At 35.1% G+C, this 19,750-nt stretch carries 16 protein-coding genes and 1 tRNA gene; 9 read left to right on the top strand and 8 right to left on the bottom strand.

Annotated features, from left to right (window positions below):
- Nucleotides 1-103: 103 nt before the first annotated feature.
- The 3 genes from J2786_RS21500 to J2786_RS21490 form a co-directional block, all read right to left on the bottom strand.
- Nucleotides 104-2,392 (bottom strand): NADP-dependent malic enzyme, encoded by a 2,289-nt coding sequence (locus J2786_RS21500; RefSeq protein ID WP_047429247.1) that lies wholly within the window; start codon nt 2,390-2,392, stop codon nt 104-106.
- Between the two features lie 16 nt (nt 2,393-2,408).
- On the bottom strand, nt 2,409-3,260 hold the full coding sequence (locus J2786_RS21495) for a BadF/BadG/BcrA/BcrD ATPase family protein (protein ID WP_047429246.1): 852 nt from the start codon (nt 3,258-3,260) through the stop codon (nt 2,409-2,411).
- Nucleotides 3,261-3,345: 85 nt separating this feature from the next.
- Nucleotides 3,346-3,609: a hypothetical protein gene (locus tag J2786_RS21490; protein ID WP_047429245.1), complete on the bottom strand. Its 264-nt coding sequence runs from the start codon at nt 3,607-3,609 to the stop codon at nt 3,346-3,348.
- A 364-nt stretch (nt 3,610-3,973) separates the two neighbouring features.
- Between J2786_RS21490 and J2786_RS21485 the strand changes: the two genes are divergently transcribed.
- The 7 genes from J2786_RS21485 (at nt 3,974) to J2786_RS21455 (ending at nt 13,834) form a co-directional block, all read left to right on the top strand.
- A complete protein-coding gene (locus J2786_RS21485) occupies nt 3,974-4,432 on the top strand; it encodes a GtrA family protein (RefSeq protein WP_047429243.1) in 459 nt (152 codons plus the stop codon).
- Between the two features lie 3 nt (nt 4,433-4,435).
- Nucleotides 4,436-5,173, top strand: coding sequence for a lysophospholipid acyltransferase family protein (locus tag J2786_RS21480; RefSeq protein WP_082001927.1), 738 nt, complete (start codon nt 4,436-4,438; stop codon nt 5,171-5,173).
- Nucleotides 5,174-5,203: 30 nt separating this feature from the next.
- Complete coding sequence (locus tag J2786_RS21475; protein ID WP_047429241.1) at nt 5,204-6,649, top strand: MFS transporter; 1,446 nt, start codon at nt 5,204-5,206, stop codon at nt 6,647-6,649.
- Between the two features lie 94 nt (nt 6,650-6,743).
- Entirely contained in the window at nt 6,744-7,700 is a 957-nt protein-coding gene (locus J2786_RS21470) for a DUF3810 domain-containing protein (protein ID WP_310026713.1), read from the top strand.
- A 764-nt stretch (nt 7,701-8,464) separates the two neighbouring features.
- Nucleotides 8,465-9,979 carry a vitamin K epoxide reductase family protein gene (locus J2786_RS21465; RefSeq protein ID WP_310026711.1) on the top strand — a complete coding sequence of 505 codons (1,515 nt, stop codon included), beginning with the start codon at nt 8,465-8,467 and terminating at the stop codon, nt 9,977-9,979.
- Between the two features lie 190 nt (nt 9,980-10,169).
- Nucleotides 10,170-12,365, top strand: a complete 2,196-nt coding sequence (locus tag J2786_RS21460; protein ID WP_047429236.1) for a peptidase domain-containing ABC transporter — start codon at nt 10,170-10,172, stop codon at nt 12,363-12,365.
- A 170-nt stretch (nt 12,366-12,535) separates the two neighbouring features.
- Complete coding sequence (locus tag J2786_RS21455) at nt 12,536-13,834, top strand: HlyD family secretion protein (RefSeq protein WP_185097532.1); 1,299 nt, start codon at nt 12,536-12,538, stop codon at nt 13,832-13,834.
- Between the two features lie 358 nt (nt 13,835-14,192).
- On the opposite strand, the gene J2786_RS21450 is transcribed toward J2786_RS21455, so the two are convergent.
- A complete protein-coding gene (locus J2786_RS21450; RefSeq protein WP_047429235.1) occupies nt 14,193-14,627 on the bottom strand; it encodes a hypothetical protein in 435 nt (144 codons plus the stop codon).
- 233 nt (nt 14,628-14,860) lie between these two features.
- Between J2786_RS21450 and J2786_RS21445 the strand changes: the two genes are divergently transcribed.
- Both J2786_RS21445 and J2786_RS21440 read left to right on the top strand, forming a co-directional pair.
- Nucleotides 14,861-15,076, top strand: coding sequence for a hypothetical protein (locus tag J2786_RS21445; RefSeq protein WP_047429233.1), 216 nt, complete (start codon nt 14,861-14,863; stop codon nt 15,074-15,076).
- Nucleotides 15,077-15,143: 67 nt separating this feature from the next.
- Complete coding sequence (locus tag J2786_RS21440) at nt 15,144-15,923, top strand: GLPGLI family protein (protein WP_052186904.1); 780 nt, start codon at nt 15,144-15,146, stop codon at nt 15,921-15,923.
- A 97-nt stretch (nt 15,924-16,020) separates the two neighbouring features.
- On the opposite strand, the gene J2786_RS21435 is transcribed toward J2786_RS21440, so the two are convergent.
- The 4 genes from J2786_RS21435 to J2786_RS21420 form a co-directional block, all read right to left on the bottom strand.
- Nucleotides 16,021-16,094: transfer RNA gene (locus J2786_RS21435), tRNA-Met, on the bottom strand.
- Between the two features lie 44 nt (nt 16,095-16,138).
- Entirely contained in the window at nt 16,139-17,431 is a 1,293-nt protein-coding gene (locus J2786_RS21430) for a TlpA family protein disulfide reductase (protein ID WP_047429231.1), read from the bottom strand.
- Between the two features lie 61 nt (nt 17,432-17,492).
- The gene (locus tag J2786_RS21425; RefSeq protein ID WP_082001925.1) at nt 17,493-17,714 is read right to left on the bottom strand and encodes an Fjoh_0651 family PID-CTERM protein; all 222 of its coding nucleotides are present in this window, start codon (nt 17,712-17,714) and stop codon (nt 17,493-17,495) included.
- Between the two features lie 5 nt (nt 17,715-17,719).
- The gene (locus J2786_RS21420) at nt 17,720-19,699 is read right to left on the bottom strand and encodes a T9SS type A sorting domain-containing protein (protein WP_047429229.1); all 1,980 of its coding nucleotides are present in this window, start codon (nt 19,697-19,699) and stop codon (nt 17,720-17,722) included.
- Nucleotides 19,700-19,750: the final 51 nt, after the last annotated feature.

Genomic DNA, 19,750 nt, shown 5'->3' with positions numbered 1-19,750 from the left:
GACTCCAAAATATGGAGTCTTTTTACTATTTGAACACGGTTTAAAGTGTCATTTTTTAAATAAGAAAGATGGATTACTGCTTCCAGTTATGCTGCTCATTCTATTACGATTTCTTTTCTCTTCTTTGAGCATCAAGAACAGCAATGGTAGCAAGGTTTACAATCTCATCAACGCTTGAACGCATCTGAAGCACGTGTACCGGCTGCTTTAACCCCATTAAGATAGGTCCTATTACCTGTGCTACTTTCATTCCTCTCAGAATCTTGTAAGAAAGGTTTGCACTTTCCAGATTCGGGAAGATGAATGTGTTGGCCGGTGTAGTTCCTAGTTTTGAGAATGGGTAATCGCTCAGGTGATCTGCATTCATTGCAAAATCCGGCTGAATTTCACCATCTACAACCATTTTAGGGAATTTCTCATGAAGGATACTTACTGCTTTTGCCACTTTTTTAGAAGTTTCGGAAATGGCAGCAAAGTTTTCAAATCCAAGCATTGCAATTCTTGGTTCAATCGCAAAAGATTTTACTGTAAATTCTGCCATCTTAGCGATATTCACAAGATCTTCAGCTGTAGGATTCTGATTGATAGAAGTATCTGCGAAGAAAATAGGTTTTTTTTCAGACAGAATCATCATCATGGCTGCTACTTTATCTACTCCTTTATCTTTTTCAATCACTTCTAAAACCGGACGTAAAACGGAAGTATAGTTTTTAGAGAATCCTACAATAAGTCCGTCAGTATCTCCATGCTTCAGCATCAAAGGTCCGAAATAGTCTCTCTGACGTACATATCTCTTCGCTTTGTACTCGTTCATTCCTTTTCTCTGACGAAGTTTCCAAAGGGTTTCTCTGTATTTTTTTCTGTTTTCTTTCTGATCGTCATCACTTGGATCAATGATTGGAACATCCAGGGTAATTCCGTAACGCTCCATCTGTTCCTTGATGTATTTTTTATCTCCTAAAAGGCTTGGATAAGCAATTCCTTCTTCATAAAGAATCTGGGCTGCTTTCAAGACATTGTATTCTTCAGCATTTCCAAGGGTAATTCTTTTCGGATTGGATTTCGCACGGCTCTGCATCATTCTTACCAATCTCTCATCTCTACCCATTCTGTCTAACAGCTGATGCTCATATTCGTCAAAATCCGTAATGGTTTTTCTGGCAACTCCACTTTCAATGGCTGCTTTTGCAACAGCGCTTGATACTTTTGTGATCAATCTGTTATCAAAAGGTTTCGGAATGAAATATTCTCTTCCAAACTGAAGATTCTGAACGTTGTATGCTAAAATTACAGCTTCCGGCACGGGTTCTTTTGCAAGATCCGCAATGGCGTGTACGGCAGCCAGTTTCATATCTTCATTAATTCCTGTAGCCTGTACATCTAATGCTCCACGGAAAATATAAGGGAATCCCAATACATTGTTTACCTGATTAGGATAATCACTTCTTCCTGTTGCCATGATCACATCTTTACGGGTTTCAAGGGCCAGGTCATAAGCAATTTCCGGATCAGGGTTGGCTAAAGCAAATACGATAGGGTTATCATTCATGCTCAATAACATTTCCGGAGTCATTACGTTTCCTTTTGACAATCCTACAAAAACATCGGATCCTTTTACAGCGTCTTCCAATGTTTCAATATCTGTCTGAGCGATGAAATCTAATTTTTCAGGCGTAAGATTTTCTCTTTTATGGTTAATTACTCCTTTACTGTCACACATCAGGACGTTTTCTTTTTTCAGTCCTAATGAGATATAAAGTTTGGTACATGCAATGGCTGCAGCACCAGCTCCGTTTACCACCATTTTCACTTTATCAATATCTTTATTGGCAATCTGCAGAGAGTTGATCAATGCAGCAGCTGAGATAATGGCTGTTCCGTGCTGGTCATCGTGCATCAAAGGAATATTCAATTCCTCTTTCAGTCTTTGTTCTATATAAAACGCTTCAGGAGCTTTAATATCTTCCAGGTTGATCCCTCCGAAAGTAGGCGCAATTCCTTTTACGATTTCAATAAATTTATCAGGATCTTTTTCATCGATCTCAATATCAAAAACGTTGATATCTGCAAAGATCTTGAATAATAGTCCTTTCCCTTCCATTACCGGTTTTGAAGCCTCAGCACCGATATCTCCCAGTCCAAGTACGGCAGTACCGTTAGAAATTACTGCTACCAGGTTTCCTTTTCCTGTATAATCATATACAGTTTCCGGCTTATCATGAATTTCCATACAAGGAACTGCTACTCCCGGAGAGTAAGCCAATGACAAATCTCTTTGAGAAGAGTGTGGCTTTGATGGGATTACTTCAATTTTTCCTTTGGGTTCTGCTTTATGATAATCTAGCGCTGCCTGGCTAAAGTTCTTTTCGTCACGATTGTTGTTACTTGACATAAAATTTTGTTTTTTGTTAAAGTATATATTTAATGTGGTAATCTACTAAGCTTTCAATTGGTTTCTGCACAACATGTCCCACATTTAAATTAAGTTCTGTAGCTACAGAACGTAGTATATTTTCATAATAATAAGCGATGGAACCGATAAAATTAATCTCGGCATCATGCGCTTCCTCATAAGGAAGAACCTGATATTCGAAGAAACTTTTCATTTCTTCAAAAACCATGTCTTTGAAATAAGGATGTTCTTTTCTTTCGATTACAAATTTGGTAAAATTCGCCAGATATGCATTGGGTCTTGGCGTATGATACATATTTTTCAATGCATCTTCTACGGTAAGCTGATAATCTGCTTCAAATTCTTTATGAAGATCTGCAGGCAGTTTTTTCATAAAGTATCTGCGCACCAATTGCTTTCCGATAGCACTGCCACTTCCTTCATCCCCGATCAGGAAACCTAGCGAAGGCAATTCTATCTTTACATTTTCACCGTCAAAAAAACAGGAATTAGACCCCGTGCCCAGAATGCACACGATAGCAGGTTTTCCACTGTACGCTGCATAGGCTGCAGCCATGAGATCTTCTTTCACAATAATCTCTGCTTTGTCAAAAACCTTCTTCAGTTCTTCCTCTATGGTTTCGCAGTTTTTTTTCACTCCGCATCCGGAACCATAAAAAAAGACTTTGGTAATTGAATTTTTAACCGATATCAGATTGCTATTCTTCTGTATTTCAGGAGCGATAAGTTCTCTGTTGATAAAATTCGGATTAAAACCGATTGTTTCTGTTTTCAGAAAAACTTTTTTAAAGTCATCAAGTATTACCCAATCCGTTTTAGTAGAACCACTATCTACAATAGCAACCATATTTTAGATTTTAATTTAAGGGTGCTAAATTATGAATTTATCTTCAATTAGCGTTTAAAAACAACCTGGAAGCTGTCTAAAATCATTAATGTTTGATTTGTGTTTTTTTTTCGTTGAATTGCAAAAGCCAGTCTTCTATTTCGTCTTCCAGATAGGAAGTCTGTAATACCATTGCATTGATAAAATCATCAGGCACTGGTTCTCCGTTGGAGTTTTCAAGATTCCACAATTCGTCTGACATATTTTCATATTCTGAATACACTCTTTTGAAGCGGGAATTTTCTTTCTCAAGAGCCTCAATATTTTTCTGTTGAAGCTGGAATTTTCTGTATTTGTTTTGACGTTTCATACAAATATTATTAAAAATTGGGTCATAAAATGTTGGAGTATATGCTCTTAATCGTGCACTACAAGATAGAAAAAACCATCAACACAAGGAGTTGAAAATGAATTTATTATCAGGTCTTAATTACATCATTCTGAATATTAAAATTAGAAATAATTTTTATTAAAAAAAATATTTTAACAACTTTTTTCAGTGTTTAACATATAGTTATAAATTTGCATATTCATATTGTGAAGCTATCTAATTACTGGAATTTAAAAACCATTATGAACAGAAGGGATTCTCTAAAGTGTTTATCTGGTGAGATATAAACCAATTAAGTGCGCGATCCAATATGTATAAAGATTTTTAGTTTTATATCCATTACATGAAAGAAATACTCTTACGCCAGAAACAGGTTTTGTTCTTCATCATTGCAGGAGGACTGAGTGCCATTGTAGAAATAGGCAGCTTTAAAATTTTCAGCACCCATCTTCCGCAATTCTTTGTAAAGGAAACCAACTTCTATGGGGTACACTATCCTTTAAGTAACATTTTTTCCACGAGCTGCGGGATTATTACCAATTACTTTCTGAGCATCTGGTTTGTGTTTGAAAGAGGGAAGCACTCAAAGAGAAAAGAGTTTGCCTATTTTATGGTGGTGTCTTTTTTTTCAACATTACTCAGTTTAGGCTTTTTCCAGATATTTTACAGTTTCATATTTAAAGATAATATCAATTTATTTTTTTATACCTTGAGCCCGGAAATGATCAGTAAAATTGCAGCAATATTACTGGTTTCCATTCTGAATTATTCGATAAAGAAGAAAGTAATTTTTAACGGTTAAGCTGTGACAAAAATTTTAAATTATCTCTGGAGATTCTGGCTGCTGCTGTTGGCATTTTTCCTGACAGTCATTATTGGAATCCCGGTTTATATTTTATCCTTTAATAAAAAGCACTATCGGTACGGCTATAAACTTGTCAGACTCTGGTGCTTCGGCATGTTCTACGGAATGGGCTTCAGATATGATTTGATTAAACTTTCTGAGCAGAAAAAAGATAAGAATACACCTTATGTCTTTATCTCCAATCATACGTCTATCATGGATATTATGCTTGTATGTATTCTGTTTCCGGACCATCCGATTTGTTTTGTAGGAAAAAAAGAACTGGTAAAGATTCCGATTTTCGGAACCATATATAAAAGGATATGTGTAATGGTAGACAGAGCAAGTGCAAAAAGCCGTGCAGATGTATACCGCAGATGTGCAGAGAAGATGGAGGAAGGCAACAGCATCGCTATTTTCCCTGAAGGTGGTGTACCTGATGACACTTCTGTTATCCTGGATGATTTTAAGGATGGTGCATTTATGCTGTCTTCGAAACATCATTCTCCTATAGCTGTTTATACCTTTGTAGGACTCAAGGAAATGTTTCCTTTTGAGAATTCAAAAGGCTTTCCAGGAAGAGTAAAGGTATATTTTAACGGAATCATTGAGCCTACAGATTCGCCAAAAGACTTAAAGGCAGAGGCTTATGAGAAAATAAAAAAAACCTTAATCAGGTATTCCGTTGAAAGTAAATAGTTATATTTGTTTGTGAAATCTATAATAAATATGTCAAATTATTCTAAACAAACCAATTGGGCCCAATTCATTCCGTTGGTTACTGTATTCTTCTTTTGGGGATTTGTAGCAGCAAGTAATGATATTCTGATCCCTGTTTTTCAAAAAGCCTTCAATCTATCCCAAACTGAAAGTATGCTGGTACAGATATGCTTTTATGTAGCGTATACTGTAGGTTCTTTAATTTATATGCTTGTATCAAAGAGTCTGAAACAGGATTTGATCAATAAAATCGGGTACAAAAACGGTCTTATTGTAGGACTTTTGATATCCGCATTGGGTACACTATTATTCTACCCTGCTGCGAATATGCATTCTTTCCCTTTAATGATCTCCGGATTATTTATTGTAGGTTTAGGATTCTCTCTTCAGCAGATTGTTGCTAACCCCCTTGCTATTGAAGTGGGTCCTACAGAAACAGGATCTCAGAGATTAACAATGGCTGGAGGAATCAACAATTTAGGAACTACTATCGGACCTCTAATTGTTGCATTTGCTATTTTTGGTTCTGCAAGTGCAGCCAATACGGAAGCGAGTATAGAAAGTGTAAAAACACCTTACCTTATATTAGGAGCAGCTTTTGCTTTGGTAGCTTTAATGCTTAAATTTTCTTCTCTTCCTGCAATAACTCCAACAAACACTGAGAATACAGATGATACAACTCCCGGAGAGCACAGAACTTCAGCTTTCCAATATCCTCAATTGGTAATGGGAATGATTGCGATCTTTGTCTATGTAGGAGTGGAAGTTTCTACAGCAAGTAACCTTCCTGCTTATATGGAAAAAAATTTAGGATTTGAAACAAAAGATGTAGCTCCTTACATCTCTCTATATTGGGCTTCATTAATGATTGGCCGTTGGACAGGTGCTGTAGAAGCATTTGATGTGAATGCCGGATTCAAAAAGATATTAAGATTCTTAGCTCCTTATCTTGCATTCGGTGTATTTTTATTCGTAAATGCATTAGCCAACCATGACCTTTCTCCTTTCTATGTATATGGATTTATCATCATTGCGATGATTATCTGTGACATTTTAAGCAAAGGTAACCCGGCAAGAATGCTTTTAATATTCTCTCTGGCAGGGATTACAGCTTTACTTATAGGAATGTTCACCACAGGAATGGTATCTGTGTATGCATTTACCAGTGTTGGTCTTTTCTGCTCTACGCTATGGCCTTGTATTTTTGCATTGGCAATCAACGGACTTGGAAAGCACACCAACCAGGGTTCAGGTTACCTTATTATGATGATTATGGGTGGAGGTATTGTAAGCTTTATACAAGGATATATTGCAGATATTACCAATATTCATTTCAGTTATATCGTAGGGGTTATTTGTTTTGCTTATCTTGCATTCTATGCGATCCGTGTAAGTGGGATTCTGAAAGCCCAGGGCATTGATCTTGATAAAGTATCTAAAGGTAATGGTCATTAATATAACAACAAAAATATATAAGAAAAAGAGATTTTGGGCAGGTGTTTTACTTGCCCAATTTCTTTTGTTTTATGGATTCTCAAAATCCAAAGGGATGATTTCTTTTTTTGAAAGCTTTTTTGAAATTCAGAAAGAGGCTCATCAGATACTGTTCAGCTGGATTCCCTTTTCTGTTGGGGATTTGATTTATATTATTTCAGGTGGCTTCCTTTTATATTATTTTATTACTCTATTCAGGAAAGAAAGAAGAAATACCGCCTTGGTAAGAATTCTGATGATCGTGAATATCTTTTATCTCATTTATCAGATCTTTTGGGGTATGCTTTATTTCCAGACTCCTATTATTAAAAAACTTTCAAGGCAGGAAGAACCTAATCTGGACAAGGCAAAAAAACTTGCTATTATCTATCTTGAAAAATGTAAGACAACACGGCAGGCTGTACAGGAAGATGGTAACGGAGTTTTTATCATTACAAATCTCTCCTCAATACAAAAGGAGATTCTGTATCAGCAGACCCAACTCCCTTCTTATATTTCGGATAAAAGAGCTCCTCAGATCCTGGACATTAAACCAAGTTTATTCAAAAATGTGATGAGTTTTACAGGAATCCTGGGATATTATAATCCTTTTACAGCTGAAGCTCAGTATAATTCTGAACTGCCTCATAGTTTCATTCCTTTCACGACCGCCCATGAAAGCTCTCATCAATTGGGTTTTGCCAGAGAGCAGGAGGCTAATTTTGTAGGATATTTATTAGGTATTCATTCCAGTAATATGGAGTTGAGATACAGTACTGAATTTTTTACTTTAAAAAGTCTTTTAAGATTTATTGTGGAGGAAGATCCTCAGTTTGTAAGGAATATTCTTAATCAATATTCTCCTGCTATGAAAAGAGACCGTGCTTATGAAAAAAGTTTTGTTCTTCAGCATCAGGGGTGGTTGGATGAATTCTTTGGATTTACTAACAACCTGTTTCTGAAAAGCAACCAGCAGGAAGGTTCCGTTACCTATTCTTACTTTATTGATCTGCTCTTAAATTACGAATCATAAATAAAAAAAGAATCGTATCAGGCGATACGATTCTAAAAACACAAATGATGAAAAAAAATTTATTACCTTGACTTGTTCCCTCATTCAAGGCGATGTAAAAGTACGACATATTTTATAAATACAAAAACATTTCTATCCTTTTTTAAAACTTTATGAAAACTTTATGATTTTTTAAGTTTTTTTGAGTTCATTTTCTTTTGTCACAAATCATACAGAATAGCGACAACACTCATCCAAAACATGGGTAAAAGCCTTATAAGCTATAAAAAATTAAAAAAATAAGACATTTGCTTAGGCAAAAAATATTTCGATTTTATCTTGTTTTTACTATTTTAAAAATTAGAGTTATCTCTTTTATTATATAAGATATTTCTAACATTTTATATTCAAAAAATTAAAATATCTTCCTCATTCTTTTAGCTATTATTACATCTCTCTTCTATTCAAAAATAAGGGTATTTTATCCACACAAGAAAGCTAAATCCACACTTCATCCGGAAACTTTTAAAAACAGACTCTTGAAATCAAGCTTCTTTCTTTAAAATTGTTCAGATCGTAATAATACAAATAAACTCATACCTGAGAGATGAAATAACAGTGCTTTATTAATATCAATACATACGACACCATAAAACTCCAAATCCTATGTAATAAAATACTGAGGATCAAATAAAATCTACCAACACCCGTTTATATCTCACTAATAAAGGAAAATTTTTTTTGTATATTTAAAACATCTGTGTATTTTAGATAAAAATATTAATATGATTTTTGACAAACTAATTAACCACCTAAAACTCGATAAACAGGAATTTATTTTCCAGTTCAATTCCCATCCCAATTACCCATCTGCACTGGCATTTAGTGACACTCTGAACTTTATGGGCGTAAAAAATGACGCTTACGAGCTTGACAAAGAATATTGGGACGAACTTCCGGAAGAATTTATTGCCATTGTTGAGAACTCATTCTCCCTCGTAAAAAAGTCAGGAAGCAATTATTCAGTATATTCGGAAAAAGCAAAGACTTTCGGTAAAGAAGAACTTTATAATAAGTCAACAGATTTTGTACTTCTGTTTGAGAAAACAGAAAATGCAGAAAGCAAGCTCGCTTTCAATTTCAAACCGGTTCTTTATATCATTTTTGCAGCTGTTCTTGCTTATTCTTTTATTAGCCAAACCATTTACGAAGCTATATTCAATATTCTTTCATTAGCAGGAGTTTATATTTCCCTGGAAATTTTCAACCAGAAATTCGGAAATACCTCTACTGTCATTGGAAGTATTTGTGGCGGTGGAGGTGCCGCTGCAAGCCAGACCGTCAATTCATGTGATAAGATTATAAAACAGGATAAAACCAGTATTCTAGGATTAAAATTTGCAGACTTTTCTCTGATCTATTTTGCAGGACTAGCGGTATTGGGTCTTTTCTTACCTGCGACAGCGTATATCGTAAAAGGCTTTACATTTGTTTCTGTACTTGCCATCGGGTATTCTCTATACATTCAGGCATTTGTAGAAAAAACATTTTGCAGGGTATGTCTTTTAATTATTTCAATCCTTGCGGGACAAATTGTAATAAGCAGTTTATTTTTTGAGAATCTGTCTTTCAGTGCGGGAACTCTTTTATTGACTGTCATTCTATGGGTTCTTGTATTTTCTGCAGTTATTTATTTCAACACTCTTCTTGAACAAAAAGAAGCGCTTCAAAAGTCGAATGCAAAAAACCTCAGATTCAAGAGAAACTATGAACTTTTCAAAAACCAGATGGAGCAAAACCCAAAAATAGAATTCCAGGATACAGAAACTTTTGCAGTTGGAAAAAGAGATGCCAAGCTGCGTATTTCTATCGTTTCCAATCCATATTGCGGTTTCTGTAAAGATGCCCATAAACTGGTAGAAGGTCTTTTGGAGAAATACCCTGACGATATTTCACTTCAGATGAGATTCAATTACAGCCCGAACAGAGCTCCCGAAAAATACACACAGCTTATTTCAGATTTAACTCATATTTACCATCACAAGCCTGAAAAAGAATTTTTACATGCTGTAGAAGAGTGGTTTGAAACTAAGGATGAAAGCAAAATCAATGCACTTTCAGGAGGAAACGTAACGTCGGAAAATCTGAATCCGTTAGTAGAGATGTCCATAGAAAACAGCAATGCGGGATTAAGCTTTACCCCAATCTTTATTATCAATGGATATCAGTTTCCTGACAAATATGATCGTGAAGATATTTTATTCTTTATTGATGAATTAATAGAAGATGATGAGATTTAGTAAATAAATCTTCTTCATTTGAAAATTTCACTATCTTAGGAAAAACAAAATAACCATCTGAAAAGATGTAAAAGCGTAGAAAAACGGTGACCAATGGGACTATTTCCAGTTTACCATTTCATTGAATTATAATTGAATTAAAGCAAAAATGTCGTCATTTATTGACGGCATTTTATAATGAGTAGTAGTTTTGAAAAAAAAGTTTCCTTTTTATAAGCAACCAGATACCAAAGACTGTGGCCCTACATGCCTTAGAATTGTCAGTAAGTATTATGGTAAAAGTATATCCCTGCAACAGATTCGTAACCTTTCCGAAACAACACGTGAAGGAAGCAGCCTTCTGGGGCTGAGTGATGCCGCAGAAAATCTTGGCTTCCGGTCAATGGGAGTTCAAATCGATTTCAATACCCTCACGGAAGAAGTTCCTTTCCCATGTGTAGCACACTGGAATAAAAATCATTTTGTTGTTGTATACAAAATCGACAAAAACAACAAAGTATATATTTCAGATCCCAGCTATGGACTGATCACTTATACCCGAGAGGAATTCATCAAGTCCTGGATCGGGGAAAATGCCAACGAGAATACAGAAGAAGGAATTGTCCTGATTCTTGAAACAACTCCCGCATTTTTCCAGACAGAGTTTGATGCTGAAGAAAGTAAGGCAAGCTTTACATTTTTATCCAAATATCTTCTGAAGTATAAAACACTTGTTATCCAATTGGCCATCGGGCTTTTAGGAGGAAGCTTACTTTCCCTGATATTCCCGTTCCTTACCCAAAGTATTGTAGACGTCGGGATTCAGAATCAGGATATTAATTTTATCTATGTCGTTTTACTTGCACAAATCATGTTATTTCTGGGAAGAATGGGAATTGAGACGATTCGAAGCTGGATTCTTCTTCACCTTTCGGCAAGAATCAATATTTCGATTATCTCCGATTTCTTTATCAAATTGATGAAACTTCCGATAAGTTTCTTTGATACCAGGATGACAGGGGATATTATGCAAAGAATTAATGACCACCACAGAATTGAACAGCTTCTCACAAGCTCTTCACTGAATACATTATTCTCGCTGGTCAATCTTATTATTTTCAGTATTGTATTATTATTCTATGATTACAGACTTTTCATTGTTTATCTTGTAGGAGCCGTATTATATATCGGCTGGATCAGTTTTTTCCTGAAAAAGAGAAAAGAGCTTGATTATAAAAGATTTTCTCAGGTATCTCAGGAACAGAGTAAAGTAATTGAGCTGATCAACGGTATGCAGGAAATTAAAATGCATAACGCCGAAAAACAAAAACGATGGGACTGGGAATTTCTACAGGTAAAACTTTTTAAAATCCGGATAAAATCTCTTTCATTAGAACAATGGCAATCTGTCGGAGGAAACTTTATCAATCAGATGAAAGATATTCTGGTAAGTTTCCTTTCCGCAAAACTTGTTTTAAGTGGAAACCTTACTTTGGGGATGATGCTTTCTGTTCAGTACATTATTGGGCAGCTGAACAGTCCGCTTCTTCAGCTTATCGATTTTATCAAGCAGACACAGGATGCCAAAATTTCCCTTGAAAGATTAGGAGAAATCCATGATAAGGATGATGAGGAAGATAAAAATGAGCAGTACGTAGCAGATGTTCCCAAACAAGATATCGAAATCAAAGATATGTCGTTCAGATATATTGGTTCTGATGTTCCGGTTTTTGAAAACTTAAGCCTTACGATTCCTTATCAGCAGACCACAGCCATTGTTGGAGCCAGCGGAAGTGGAAAAACAACTTTATTGAAACTGTTGATGAAATTTTATGATCCTGACCAGGGTGAAATCAGAATCGGAAATACCAATATGAAAAATATTTCACCGAGATACTGGAGAGATCATTGCGGGGTGGTAATGCAGGAAGGATATGTATTTAATGATACCATTGCCAATAATATTGCTGTAGGCGAAGATCATATTGACAAACAAAAACTGAGACGTGCTGTAGAGATAGCCAATATCAAGGATTTTATTGAAAGTCTTCCATTAAGTTACAATACGAAGATCGGAAATGAAGGAGTTGGAGTAAGTGGAGGTCAGAAGCAAAGACTTTTTATTGCAAGAGCTGTTTACAAATCTCCTGAATATATTTTATTTGATGAAGCCACTTCCGCACTGGATGCCAATAATGAGAAAGTAATTATGGAAAATCTTGAACAGTTCTTTAAAGGCAAAACAGCAGTGGTCATAGCCCACAGACTTTCAACAGTAAGACATGCCGATAAGATCATTGTACTGGATCAGGGAAAAGTGGTAGAAGAAGGAAGCCATGCGGACCTGGTAGATTTAAGGGGAGAATATTACAGACTTGTAAGAAATCAGCTTGAATTAGGCAGCTAAAGGTATAGGCAAAATTCGAAAGTTTAGATTAAAAATTAATATTAATAATGAGAAATCCAAAATACCTCCTGATGCAAATACTCCAGCACCGGAATTGGTATGATGGCCACTTTTCAATTATTTAAATGATGTTCTCTCTGAAATACGGGAGGAAATTTTACTACATAACAATGAAAGAAGACGTTTTAGACAATATTGAACTCCGCTCAGAGAGTGTACAGGATATTCTTACCCAGCCACCCCATTGGATGATCCGCTGGGGAAATACAGTGATATTTATTATCCTCCTGCTGATTCTTGTCATGAGCTACATTATAAAATATCCGGAATTTGTACCGGCTCCTATTATTGTGACCTCCCAGAATCCTCCTGAGAAAATAGAAGCACGAACCAGCTCTAAAATTGAAAAAATATTCATAAAAGACCACCAGGAAGTTAAAAAAAATGATGTTCTGATGGTGATGCAGTCTGCAGCTAATTATAAGGATATTTTAGAGCTTAAAAAAATGGTAGACTCCATCACTCCTGATAAATTATACGCCTTCCCTATTGCTCAGGCTTCAAGATTTAAACTGGGTGAATTGCAGGGTGAATATAACAGTTTTGCAAAAGCATTTCAGGATGAAGCTCTTTTTACAAGACTGCAGCCTTATGCTCCTGAAAATCTTGCCGCCAACCAGAGTATTTCAGAATACAGAATACGAATTGCTACTTTGAAACAGCAAAAAAACCTGGAATCTATAAAATATGACCTGACAAAGAAAAACTTCAACAGATCTCAGGAACTATTCAACCAGGGGGTTATTTCAGCTATGGAACTTGAAAACGAAAAGATCAAGTACCTTCAGGCCCAACAAAATCTAGAAAATATTAAAATCTCCATATCACAAATGGATGAAGGAATTTCCAACCTGAATAAAACCAAAAGCGGAACTGCCATTAATACAGAAAAAGACAGAATTACCTACTCTTCACAAACCTTACAACTTCTTGAACAGCTGCGAAAATCTCTAAAACAGTGGGAACTGAACTATCTCGTTATCTCATCCACTGATGGTGTTGCCAGCTTCCAGCAGTTCTTTGGTGAGAATCAGTTTGTAAAGGTAGGTGAACCCATCCTTTCCATTCTTCCTAAAAATAAAGAACAATTAGTGGGCAGAATGTCTGTTCCTACAACAAATTCAGGAAAAATAACACCAGGTGAAAAAGTATTGATTAAATTGGACAACTACCGATTCCAGGAATACGGTATCATCGAAGGAAAAGTGCAGAACATCTCTCTCATTCCTGATGAAAAAGGAAATTACTATGTAGATGTAATTTTACCAAAAGGATTAAAAACCAGCTATAACAAAACGCTGACATTCGATAAAGAACTTAGAGGGAGCGCAGAAATTGTAACACAGGATCTGCGACTGATTGAAAGATTCTTCTATCAGATCAGAAAGCTGCTTGGATATCAGGTTTAATCAATTTTTATGAAAAACCAAAACCGTTTTACAGATTTGTAAGACGGTTTTTTTTATTGTTTATTTTTAAGATGATAACTGCCGCTAATAATCCGATTGTTTAAAAAGCTTATTTAAGCTGAAACTAGTTCCACAAAGGTTTTTTTCATCATTTATCGAGTACCATAGTGACCTAAAACGGTTTGTTTTTATTCATTCAAAATCATGGTAAATCATTATTTTCGGGGTACTTCATTTAACGGACTGTAATTTTTTTCTCATTTGTTATTTTTTACAAGTTGCATAAAAGCCATTATCCAAATTACGAGTTTCCATAATTATAGGTAATCACCAGACATTCAATATTAAAATACAATATTTATCTTTGAGATTGTCTCCAATGAATAAACTTACTTGTTGATTGAGGATCGCTTTTAAACCATAAGTCCATATCTTTTAAAAGTTCTGCATTTTGTTTAGACATGATCACACTATTTTTAGATAGTTGATTTTTATATTCCTTTATGGACTTTGTTTTTGTTTCTTCTAATTTGGAAAAGACAAAGAAGAAAACCACAAAACTAAAAATAAGCATTGCAAAAGAGGATATCCATATATAAAGGCTCAACTTTGGTATTTTAATGCGAGAATTAAGCCGATTAATATTTTCTTCTGTTCTTTCCTTGTAAAAAGAATTTAGATAGCTTAAATCAGGTTCTATTTGCATTGTTTTGAGTTCTACAATTCTATATTCAAGTTGTGTGATAGCCTTCTCAATTTCTACAGATAGTTTCTTATTTATAAAATCTTCCATACTAATTTCATTTATACAATCAAATTTATAATTTATTACTTTACATTAATTTTTTTTATATTTATTTAACCATTATAGATTCCCATAATTGTCATACAATTATTTTAGCACCTATGTAATTGTAAGAAACAAAGCTATTTAACATAAAAAAATAATTCTCCTATAGTTAGATTTATTTTCTATATTTGGATTGGATTGAATTAAATATATATTAATCATCAAAACAAAAAATTATGAAAAAAACATTATTAGTAGCTGGTTTATTAGTTGCAGGTGTAGTTAGTGCCTTTCCATTCAGAACATCTTGCGGAAAGGTTCTTCAGGTTAGCCAAACAATAGCAAATAACATGTCAGACAATCAATTATCTAATTATCTTACTGATCTTAATGGTGAAACATGTCCACAGCATGCAGGGTCTACAGTTGTAACTGTAATTTATAGCCACTAAAAAAGTTAAAAAATTCACTATTATGACCGTCATAACTTTGACGGTCTTTTTTTTAATAAGGAACTATATGAAAAAAATTATCCTTCTAATCAATTTATTAATAGTCACATCTTTTTTTAGTCAGAAAAAGTTTGATGTAGTTTATGAAGCTGATTATAAGTTAAACTATAAACTATCAAAATCAAGCACTTACAAGAAAACAACGACTTTTGCTTTACTTATCAATCAGGATGCTTCTTTTTTCAAGAACATGAATAAATATATTGCGGATTCATTAGAATTTGAAAAGGTACATTTGCCTCTTAATGAATCGATGAAATACGTGACTGATTTTAGAGAAACCATTGGAACAACATCTGCAAAACTTTATGTGACTACTGAAGTGAATTATGCAGATTATTCATACGATGAGCCCAATAGTATTGTTTGGAAAACTAAAAACGAATTTAAAACTGTTCTTGGTTTTAAATGCCAAAAAGCAGAAACAACCAAATATGGAAGAACTTGGACCGCTTGGTTTACAACTGATATTCCTTTTCAATATGGACCATATAAATTCAATGGATTACCAGGACTAATTACAGAAATATATGATTCTAAAGATGAGTATCATTATACTTTGTACTCCTTCAGAAAAAGGAAATACACCTGTAAATCTGCGAATGTTGCTACAAATGCCAAGCACACCACAAAAGAGAAGATCTGGGAACTTTTAAAAAATAAGGTTGCTGGAAGAATGCAGGTTCATGAACAGTTTATCGAAAACAAGGAAGATCTTGAAATGATAAGAAGAAATGCAGAAACTGCTGCAAAAGATTACAATCCTATAGAATTAAGTATTTACTAAGAATACCTTTTATTAGGTGTTTTTCATTCTTAAAAATATTATGGGGGATGTTTTCGGGGATTAAATAAAGAAACCGCCCTTTATAAGGGGCGGTTTGTAGCGAAGACGGGAATTGAACCCGTGACCTCAGGGTTATGAATCCTGCGCTCTAACCAACTGAGCTACCTCGCCGTTTTGGTGGTGCAAATATAGAAAATATTTCTTTACCTCCAAAATTATTTTACCTTAAAATATTCTAAAACATCACCAACATGATCTGGTTTGCTGATTATCTTATTGTTAGCGTCTAAAATAAAATACGTTGGTGTTGCATGAATATTATACAAATCTGTGTAACTACTGTTCCATCCTCTTAATTCGGAATCATTCACCCAAGGAAATGCGGCAATTTTTTGGGTATATGAATTCTTATCCACATCTAAAGACAGCCCTACAATCTGAATATTTTTTGATTTCAGATCGTTATATTTTTCCAGAAGTTTTGGAAGTTCACTTTCGCAGTGCGAGCATGTAGATGACCAGAATACAACTACCTTTTTATCTGCTTTAATATCGTGTAATGATTTTGCAGTAGTATTAACAGGTGACTGGAACTTATAATTAGGGAAAACAGCCCCCATTTCAATGTTCGCATTGGATTTCAATGTGGAAGCGAGCCTATCAGTAATGGTACATTTAAGATTTTTGGCAAGAGACAGATATTTGCTCTTATATTCATCCATCTGATAAACATCAAAAATATCAATCAATTCAGACAATACCGTCTGTCCTCTTGGAGTCTCAACTTTTAAACGATCCAGTAACTTATCAACAGAAGCCGTAACATTTGTATTCCCTCCGGAATTCAGATAAGCTACCAGTACAGGCCTCAATAATGATGAGCTTTCAAGCATATCATTTGATTTGTCCAGAAAGTTGATTATTTCTTCCTGATCTGCTTTCTTTGTTGAATCGGGTGAGTTGGAAAGAAACTTGCTGTAATTCGTATTATAATAAGCTATAAACGGATGCTGCGCCGCATCAATAGAACTTGAAGCACCAGAAAGTCTGTCAATTTCTGTTTTCAGAGCTTTTCCAAAATCCGTATTGTCTTTGTAATATTCTTTGATCTGGGCTAAAGCCGGTAAAATAAGCTCTTTTTTCTGTGAGCCTTCCTGTTGTTTACTCATCAGATTATTGGCTTCATCCAGATAAGTAACATCCTTTACTTTACTATTCTGGATATCCAGTTTAAAGCTGACATTTTTATTTTCAGAAATGAAACTTACGGTATTATTAGAACCAGGAAAATAAACTTTCATCATCCCCATATAATGGCTGGGATATTTAAAAGTCCATGTACTATTCTTACTCTGTTCTTTAGTAACAATAATATCTTTTGATCCGTTTAATGTATATAGAATAGCATCCTGATCTTTAAAGTCTGCCGGAGCCTGAATGGTAACTGTAAATTGAGCCTGCAAAGCAAATGCAGCCAAAACCGCTGATAGCGTATAAATCTTTTTCATAAAGTAAAAATAAAAAAACTCCCTGACTAATCAGAGAGTTTAATATTATTTTAATAAAATTTTATGCTTTTACGCTCTTGTACTTTTTTGTAAAGTACACAATAAATCCTATTGCTACGATACCAAGTACATATACATACATATCAATGGGTGAGGCAGGTGACCCGGTACCATTTCCTCCATTTCCTCCTCCTCCTGGGATCGCTGGTTGTGGTGGAGCAGCATTTGCTAGAGATATAGCAAATAGGAAAAATGCCAAGACTAGTTTATTAATAGTTTTCATGTGGTTTATTTTAAGATTTTAGTGTTAACAGTTTCTCCCTTATCAGAAACGATTTTTACAACATATGAATTTTTAACTGAGCCATCAAGCTCGATTACAAAATCTCTGGATGTTTCAACCGCTTTTTTAGAGATTACCAGTTTACCGCTCATATCATAAACTTGAATGTCCGCTTTTTTCCATTTTGGATCGAATCTAACAATGTAATTTGTAATAGATGGATCATAAACAACAAGTGTTCTGGAAATACCAGGAGCTGTTTTATCCACACCTAAAGTAATATTACTTGGTTCACCATAATACAAGTTAGCCTCTTCATTTGTAACAGCTACAACATCTCCCTGTTTAGCCTGTACTAAATTTCCATTTTCTGCTTTATAATAGAAACCAATTCCTGAAGATAACTGGTGTGTCCCAGCAGGAATAAGTTCTGCATTTTCTCTGATCTCGAATTTATAAGATTTAACCTGATCAAGCTTGTAGTTAACTAACTTAACATTTTTACCTTGGAAGTTACTCTCATTAGCTTCGTTAATATATAACCAATAGTTAGTATAATTATTATCATACCCACCATTCAATGCTTCTTCGTAAGTACCAATGATTCTTGTACCTGCTGAACTTTGAACTGTTGTGGCTGTAGAAACCTGGTGTCCCGTTGTAAATGATGGAGAAACCACGTAATACGTTCTGGAAATCTCATTACCATTAGCATCAAGACCAATTACCCCAAGCTGTTTCACTGTATTGGCTGTATTCTTACCAGCCATTCTAGCTGCATTTACACCATTAGGAGTACCTGCTGTTCTTGCTGTTGATTTGAATCTTCTCAGTGGATTAAAGTCTAAAGTCTGAGCTGTATTGTCTCTTAACTTTATTTTAAATGACTGCATAGGTTTGATAACCATTTTATCCAGGTTCACATCTCCAACTGCCGGAGCAACTCCGTCACCTGTATTTACATAAGTAACTACCTGAGCTCCTGTAGCGTAAGTAGAACCTCCAGGAAGTGTAACAACAGTACCCGGATTATATTCAATACCCCAGATATTTTTCACTGCATTTCCGTCTGATCCTGTAACGCTTTCAGTATATCCAATATTAGATAGATCTATATTGGTAAGGAAAGGGTTTCCGAATTGATAGAAGTTTTGACCAAATGTTCCAGCCCAAGGGCTTAGAGTAAATTCAAAGGAATCATCAAGATAAGTATTGTACTTTTCATTGTAAGAATTCACAGCGTTACCACCATTTCCGAATACTACATTGGAAGCTCCCACATTAGATTTCCCTGCATTCTGCAATGATATAGCTCCAGCTAACGGAGCATATGGTTTTCCATTAACATTGTAAACCGTTGCTGCCCCTGCAGGAGCACTCGGATTCCAGTCATTATTGGAAACCTTCAGCATATAATACCCTGAACCATCAGCTGTAGTAGATGCTAAATTGGTAAAATGTGCAGAAACTGCATTAGCGTTATCCCACTTTAGGATTGGGTTACTATATCTACCTGTATTGAAAGTCTTACCAACTTCAGTAGATAATGAACTTAATGCTTTACCAAAGAAAGGTAAAGCGACTTGCTGGAAATAATTACCACTACCATTACTTGTAGTTCGGTATTCTTTGGTTACAATACCTGTAATGTTGGACTGGGATAGTCCATCGATGTACAGCTGGCCATACGTGGAAGTAGCAAAAGAAGCAGGGGTATTAAGTCTTAAGATGATATTTCCGCCGTCAGTCTTATCAGCACCACCGGCATCAATTGTTTTTAAGAGATCCGTACCAGATCCTACAACCATGATATTTCCATGCACGTCCAAAAGGCCATTACCTTTTGTTTGTACACCTCCACCGCTATAAACTAGGGTGCCTTCGCTCACATACATATTAGCATTAGTGTCAACATGACATAGTATCTGCGCCTGAACAGAGTAACTAATTGCTAAAAGACCTATAGCAAATAAACTTTTTCTCATTGTATAAATTATTTGTGTGTTAATACAATCTTCACCCGCAAAGGTATTATT

The organism is Chryseobacterium vietnamense (assembly GCF_031454475.1).
Taxonomy (GTDB): domain Bacteria; phylum Bacteroidota; class Bacteroidia; order Flavobacteriales; family Weeksellaceae; genus Chryseobacterium; species Chryseobacterium vietnamense.
The sequence above is the reverse complement of the archived record's forward strand: the minus strand, read 5'-3'. Positions and strand labels throughout refer to the sequence as shown.

Bases quoted from the DNA above. Each gene is read 5' to 3' on its own strand.
- J2786_RS21475 (WP_047429241.1), top strand. From the start codon at position 5,204: ATGTCAAATTATTCTAAACAAACCAATTGGGCCCAATTCATTCCGTTG.
- J2786_RS21465 (WP_310026711.1), top strand. From the start codon at position 8,465: ATGATTTTTGACAAACTAATTAACCACCTAAAACTCGATAAACAGGAA.
- J2786_RS21445 (WP_047429233.1), top strand. From the start codon at position 14,861: ATGAAAAAAACATTATTAGTAGCTGGTTTATTAGTTGCAGGTGTAGTT.
- J2786_RS21455 (WP_185097532.1), top strand. From the start codon at position 12,536: ATGAAAGAAGACGTTTTAGACAATATTGAACTCCGCTCAGAGAGTGTA.
- J2786_RS21490 (WP_047429245.1), bottom strand. From the start codon at position 3,609: ATGAAACGTCAAAACAAATACAGAAAATTCCAGCTTCAACAGAAAAAT.
- J2786_RS21420 (WP_047429229.1), bottom strand. From the start codon at position 19,699: ATGAGAAAAAGTTTATTTGCTATAGGTCTTTTAGCAATTAGTTACTCT.
- J2786_RS21495 (WP_047429246.1), bottom strand. From the start codon at position 3,260: ATGGTTGCTATTGTAGATAGTGGTTCTACTAAAACGGATTGGGTAATA.
- J2786_RS21440 (WP_052186904.1), top strand. From the start codon at position 15,144: ATGAAAAAAATTATCCTTCTAATCAATTTATTAATAGTCACATCTTTT.
- J2786_RS21500 (WP_047429247.1), bottom strand. From the start codon at position 2,392: ATGTCAAGTAACAACAATCGTGACGAAAAGAACTTTAGCCAGGCAGCG.
- J2786_RS21430 (WP_047429231.1), bottom strand. From the start codon at position 17,431: ATGAAAAAGATTTATACGCTATCAGCGGTTTTGGCTGCATTTGCTTTG.
- J2786_RS21485 (WP_047429243.1), top strand. From the start codon at position 3,974: ATGAAAGAAATACTCTTACGCCAGAAACAGGTTTTGTTCTTCATCATT.
- J2786_RS21470 (WP_310026713.1), top strand. From the start codon at position 6,744: ATGATTTCTTTTTTTGAAAGCTTTTTTGAAATTCAGAAAGAGGCTCAT.
- J2786_RS21425 (WP_082001925.1), bottom strand. From the start codon at position 17,714: ATGAAAACTATTAATAAACTAGTCTTGGCATTTTTCCTATTTGCTATA.
- J2786_RS21450 (WP_047429235.1), bottom strand. From the start codon at position 14,627: ATGGAAGATTTTATAAATAAGAAACTATCTGTAGAAATTGAGAAGGCT.